The 4,551-nt window shown below is 72.4% G+C and carries 6 protein-coding genes; all 6 read left to right on the forward strand.

Annotation, left to right across the window (positions count from 1 at the left end; genetic code table 11):
• The first annotated feature begins 92 nt into the window (after positions 1-92).
• From ACFU99_RS34145 to ACFU99_RS34170, 6 genes are read left to right on the forward strand one after another with little or no spacing between them, the layout of a single operon-like run.
• Positions 93-545 carry an NUDIX domain-containing protein gene (locus ACFU99_RS34145; protein ID WP_384399602.1) on the forward strand — a complete coding sequence of 151 codons (453 nt, stop codon included), beginning with the start codon at positions 93-95 and terminating at the stop codon, positions 543-545.
• Positions 546-591: 46 nt separating this feature from the next.
• Positions 592-1,752, forward strand: a complete 1,161-nt coding sequence (locus ACFU99_RS34150; protein ID WP_384399605.1) for a hypothetical protein — start codon at positions 592-594, stop codon at positions 1,750-1,752.
• 5 nt (positions 1,753-1,757) lie between these two features.
• Positions 1,758-2,234, forward strand: a complete 477-nt coding sequence (locus tag ACFU99_RS34155) for a hypothetical protein (RefSeq protein WP_384399608.1) — start codon at positions 1,758-1,760, stop codon at positions 2,232-2,234.
• Entirely contained in the window at positions 2,231-3,100 is an 870-nt protein-coding gene (locus ACFU99_RS34160; protein ID WP_384399610.1) for an endonuclease/exonuclease/phosphatase family protein, read from the forward strand. Before ACFU99_RS34155 ends, ACFU99_RS34160 begins: the two co-directional genes overlap by 4 nt.
• A gap of 10 nt (positions 3,101-3,110) precedes the next feature.
• On the forward strand, positions 3,111-3,731 hold the full coding sequence (locus tag ACFU99_RS34165) for a hypothetical protein (protein WP_384399613.1): 621 nt from the start codon (positions 3,111-3,113) through the stop codon (positions 3,729-3,731).
• Between the two features lie 31 nt (positions 3,732-3,762).
• Entirely contained in the window at positions 3,763-4,452 is a 690-nt protein-coding gene (locus tag ACFU99_RS34170) for a hypothetical protein (RefSeq protein WP_384399616.1), read from the forward strand.
• The last annotated feature ends 99 nt before the right edge of the window (positions 4,453-4,551 follow it).

Here is a 4,551-nt window from a genome sequence, read left to right on the forward strand (position 1 = left end):
GGCCCCCTTCACTCGACGCGAAAGGACTTGCCGTGACCTCTGCCTCCGTCCCTCCTGTTCCCTCCGTCAGCGTTGATCCGGACTTGTACTGGATGGCTGTCCGGGGACTGCTCGTCAATGAGGCGGGCGCGGTGCTGGTACTGCGCCCGCGGATGCGCACGGCGGACGATGACCGCTGGTACCGGCTGCCGGGCGGCCTCGTGGCCGAGGGCGAACTACTCCACGACTCCCTGGTCAGACACATCCGCGAGCAGACCGGGCTGCCCCTCAACCCGAAGGCCGCCCGCATCCGCGCCGCTGACTGGACGCCCGCCTCGCCCCACGGCCCCGCCGGGACCACCCACCTCTACTCCTTCACCGCTGCGGTCCCCGCGGCCTTCACCGTCGTGCCCTCCGACGCCTTCGACCACGCCACGTGGGCCACGGTCACCGACCTCGACCGCCTCTGCGCCCCGTCCCAGGCACCGCAGGTCAAGGCCGCGCTGAAGGCCGTACGGGACAACACCTTCATCGAGCTGCGCGCCGACGGGCGCATATCGCCGTAGCCGCCGTCGCACCGCCACCGCAGCAGCACAGACCTCTGGAGCCCCGATGCCCAGCACCACCATCCGCGTCACCGTCACCGACCCGGACACCGCCATCCCCCTCGCGAAGGTGACGGTGACCGCCGACAAGCCGGTCGCCGAGCAGTGCCGCCGCTACTTCGACCGCAGGTGGCACGTCGATCCCGCACCCCGCCCGACGGCCACGGGACCGGTCCCGGTGATCAGCGCCACCGTGGACCCGCACGAAGCGCAGGCCATCCGTCAGCTTGTGATCGATCACGAGCACGAGAGGGGTCTCTACGGGCAGGACCTCGCCCTGCGCATGCGCGATGACGACGGCCGGGCCTACGCGGTGCAGCCGGACCGCGTCGTGGCCTACCGCGCCGATCCGGACCGCCGGCGCCTGGACATCTTCGTGCCGCGCCGCAACATGATCGGGCCGGCTGCCGTCCATCTGGCCCGGGATGTGATCCGCGCCCAGCTCCAGGCCGACGGCTGGGCCCTGCTGCGCGGCGCCGCCGTCGTCCGCGACGGCAAGGCCCTGCTGATCGCCGGAGCAGCGGGCGCGGGCACGACCACCGCCGTGCTCCACCTGTGCCGCGCGGGCTGGCAGGTGATCAGCGACGGCCAGGTCTTCGCCCGTCCCGCGCCCGGCGGAGTGCACCTGCTGCCCTATCCCGCCCCGCTCGCCACCTCCCTCCTGCTCGCCGACAGCGTGGGCCTGTACGACCACGTCCAGGAGCACTTCCTCGCGGATGTCCCCCCGGCCGGCCCTCCCCAGCCCGACGCGATCGCCTGCGCGCTCCGGCTGGGGTCCCGCGCGGCACCGGTGGATGAACTGGGCATGGTGCAGCAGGCCCTGAGCCACCCCGCCCAACTCAAGCTGACCCCCGCCGCCGGCGGCACCGCAGCCGCCGTGCTCCTCCCCCACGTGCTCCCCGGCCTGACCGAACCGACAACGGACCCCCACGCCGAACTCGACGACGACCTCTTCACCGAGGTGGACCACTACCCGGACCTGCTGGGCCTGACGGCCGACACCGAGCCGCAGGCCGACCCGGTCCAGGCCGTCCGCGAAGCCCTCGCTCCGCTTCCCCGATGGTCCGTACGCCTGGGCCACGACCCGCGGGAGACCGCCGCCTTCCTGAACACCGCCGCCGACAACCTCGTCTTCGGCCACTCCGTCGCGGCGGGACCGGCCCGGTAATGGCCGTGCCCCGCGTGCCCCGGTGGATGCAGACGAACGACTGCCCGCCGCCCGGCATCATTCCCGGCAGCGTCTCGATCTCCTGGATCGACCCCGCGCCCCTCGAAGTCCCGCTGTCCGGCGCGACGTTCTGGTGCGAGCGGCACCGCAAGCTGGCGCAACCCGACGCGCTCCGCGCCCTTGAGGAGCAGCAGTACGCGGACGGCGCGCCCCGGGCCCTGGCGTGGCTGCGCGCCGAGCTCGGCGAAGCGACCCGCGACTGGCCGCCGGCGCAGTCGGCCCTGTTCCTGGTCTGGTTCCACGACCACGAGTGCATCGAGGGCCACTACGACAGCCTCGGCCGCCTGTACCTGACCTTCAGCGTCAGCATCACCGCCCGCAACTACACCACCACGTGGACGATCAGCCGCAGCCGCAGACCCCGTCACATGCGCCCGACCCCCGTCCCGCCCCACATACCCGAAAGCCGAGACGCCGCATGACGCTCCTAAAAGCCGCCACCTACAACCTCCTCGACGGCGGCCAGGCCCGCCCGACCAGGGGCCTGGCCGGACGGCTGCCCGACCAGCTCGCCCTGCTCCGGGACCTGGACCTGGACATCCTGTGCCTCCAGGAGGGCAAGAACTGGCACCGCGACAAGCACCACACCGTGTACGCCGTCGCCGAGCAACTGCGCATGCAGGCGCTGTTCGCGCCCTCGCCCCGCCACGGCTGCCACCTGGTGATCCTCTACCGGTGGCCGCGCCTGGTGCCCCGTGTGTTCGAGCCGGACCTCGCCTGCGGCACCTTCCACCACACCGCTGCCCTTGCCCAGTTCGCCATCCAGGGCCACGGCCTGCTCAACGTGATCAACACGCACCTGAACCCATTCGACCCCACCGCCCGGCGCGGGGAGGTGGGCTGGCTCACCGAGTACGCCAAGCCGGGCCGGGACACTCTCCTGTCCGGCGACCTCAACTTCGGGGAACCGGTGGCGACCACGCCGGACGAACTGACCGCACGCATCCCCGCCGACGAGTACTCCCGCCACCTGGTCCAAGGACCGGACGGCGCCTGGACCGACGAGGTCGACCTGCGCGCCCTGCACGCCCTGCTGGGCGCGGACTTCGTCGACCCGCCGGCCGCGCTCGGCCTGCCCATCCCCCGCACCGCGGGCTACTGGACCAACGCCGTGACCGGCCAGAGCAGCGAGCACCTGTGGGACCACCGATCCGACTACACCCTCCTCTCCCCGGCCCTGGCTCCCGCCCTGTACGCCAGCGAGGTCATCGACACCCCCGCCGCCCGCCTCCTGTCCGACCACCTCCCGGTCACCGTCACCCTCGACCTCGACGCCGACCGAGCCTGAAAGACACCCGATGCCTCACCCAGCCCCTTCCCCTGCCGCTGCCGCCCGTGCCCGCCTCACCACCGCCGCGGCGTACGAGGTGCGGCCGGGACGCGCCGAGGACCGGTCGGCCGTCATCGACCTGATCGCCGGCCGCATCGCCGTCCTCGAAGACAAGCGGGCCGACGTCGCCCCCCTCAAAGCGGACAGTGCCGCGATTCTCAACAACCTGGGCGAGATCGAGAACAACGAGCCGCTGGTGTGGCTGCTGTGCGAGGACGACACGATCGTGGGCTGCGCGGCCGTCTTCTCCACCTCGCCGCCCTGGGCCTGGGGCCCCTCCCACCGCCCCGAGCCCACCCACTACATCCGCACCCTCTTCACCCGGCACAAGCCCAACGAATCCCGGGCCCGGCTCCTGGCCTGGGCCCTCCTCGACCGCGCCGCCCGCCTGCCCACCAAGGACGGCCGCACCCGCTGGCTGCGCACCACCACCTCCTCGGACCACGTCATGCGCCACGCCTGCGACGCGGTGGGCTTCGCCGTCTTCGGCGGCGTGATGCACGAATCCCGCCTCTTCTACCTCCTCGAACGCCCCGTGCAAAAGGTGCCCGGCCTCGACGCGTACATCAGCACGCCCCCCATTACCTGACCGCCCTCCGCCGCGGCAGCCAAGGACCACCATGGGCCAGCAGCTCTCCACCCCGAACGACAAGATCGTCATCCCGTACATCACCACCCGCGACGGCGAGAACCTCGGCAACCGCTCGACGCTCCGCGCGCACCCGACGCGGGGCCTGTACTACACCGACGAGGTCCCCGGCGACCGGGATCTGCGCGGTGTCCTCTGGGCACGCCAGGGGCACAACCCCCGCAACAACCGGGGCCAGCCGACCGGCAGGCCGATCTACGCGCAAGTGCACCCCTCCCGCCAGAGGGAAACGATGTACGGCCTGCGGTGCCAGATCTGCTGCCGGGAGCCCGCAAGCCGCACCGACCTGGGCTTCCTCTTCCTGGCGGAGCTGCCGCCCCCCGACGACGCGGACGCCGGCTGGCCCGAAGGGGCACTGACGAGCCAGCCGCCGCTCTGCCTCCCGCACGCCGCCGTGTCGGCCGAGCGGTGCCCCCCTCTCATCCGGGGCCACCTCGCGCTGCGCGTGAAAACCCCCCGCCTCCACGGAGTGCTCGGGCTCCACTTCAGGCCCGGCTGGACCGCGCTGCTGCACGTCCTGCCGGACCAGGAGACGGCCATCGCCTACCAGGACCCCCGCATCCGCTGGTACCTCGCCACCCAACTCGTCCGACGCCTGCGCGGCGTGACCGTCATCGACCTCAAGGCAGAACTCGCCACCGCCGCACGGGCGGACCAATGACCACGGCGCAGCGGGCCAGAGCCCCGCCGGACACCGTGACTCCCCGCCTCCGCCACCCCGCTGGCGCACACCCCTCGGCGGCGGCCGTCCCTTACGGGC

Source organism: Streptomyces sp. NPDC057654, from assembly GCF_042800135.1.
GTDB lineage: Bacteria > Actinomycetota > Actinomycetes > Streptomycetales > Streptomycetaceae > Streptomyces.

Excerpts from the sequence above, each read along its gene's own strand:
- ACFU99_RS34145 (WP_384399602.1), top strand. The coding sequence starts at position 93 with ATGGCTGTCCGGGGACTGCTCGTCAATGAGGCGGGCGCGGTGCTGGTA.
- ACFU99_RS34160 (WP_384399610.1), top strand. The coding sequence starts at position 2,231 with ATGACGCTCCTAAAAGCCGCCACCTACAACCTCCTCGACGGCGGCCAG.
- ACFU99_RS34165 (WP_384399613.1), top strand. The coding sequence starts at position 3,111 with ATGCCTCACCCAGCCCCTTCCCCTGCCGCTGCCGCCCGTGCCCGCCTC.
- ACFU99_RS34150 (WP_384399605.1), top strand. The coding sequence starts at position 592 with ATGCCCAGCACCACCATCCGCGTCACCGTCACCGACCCGGACACCGCC.
- ACFU99_RS34170 (WP_384399616.1), top strand. The coding sequence starts at position 3,763 with ATGGGCCAGCAGCTCTCCACCCCGAACGACAAGATCGTCATCCCGTAC.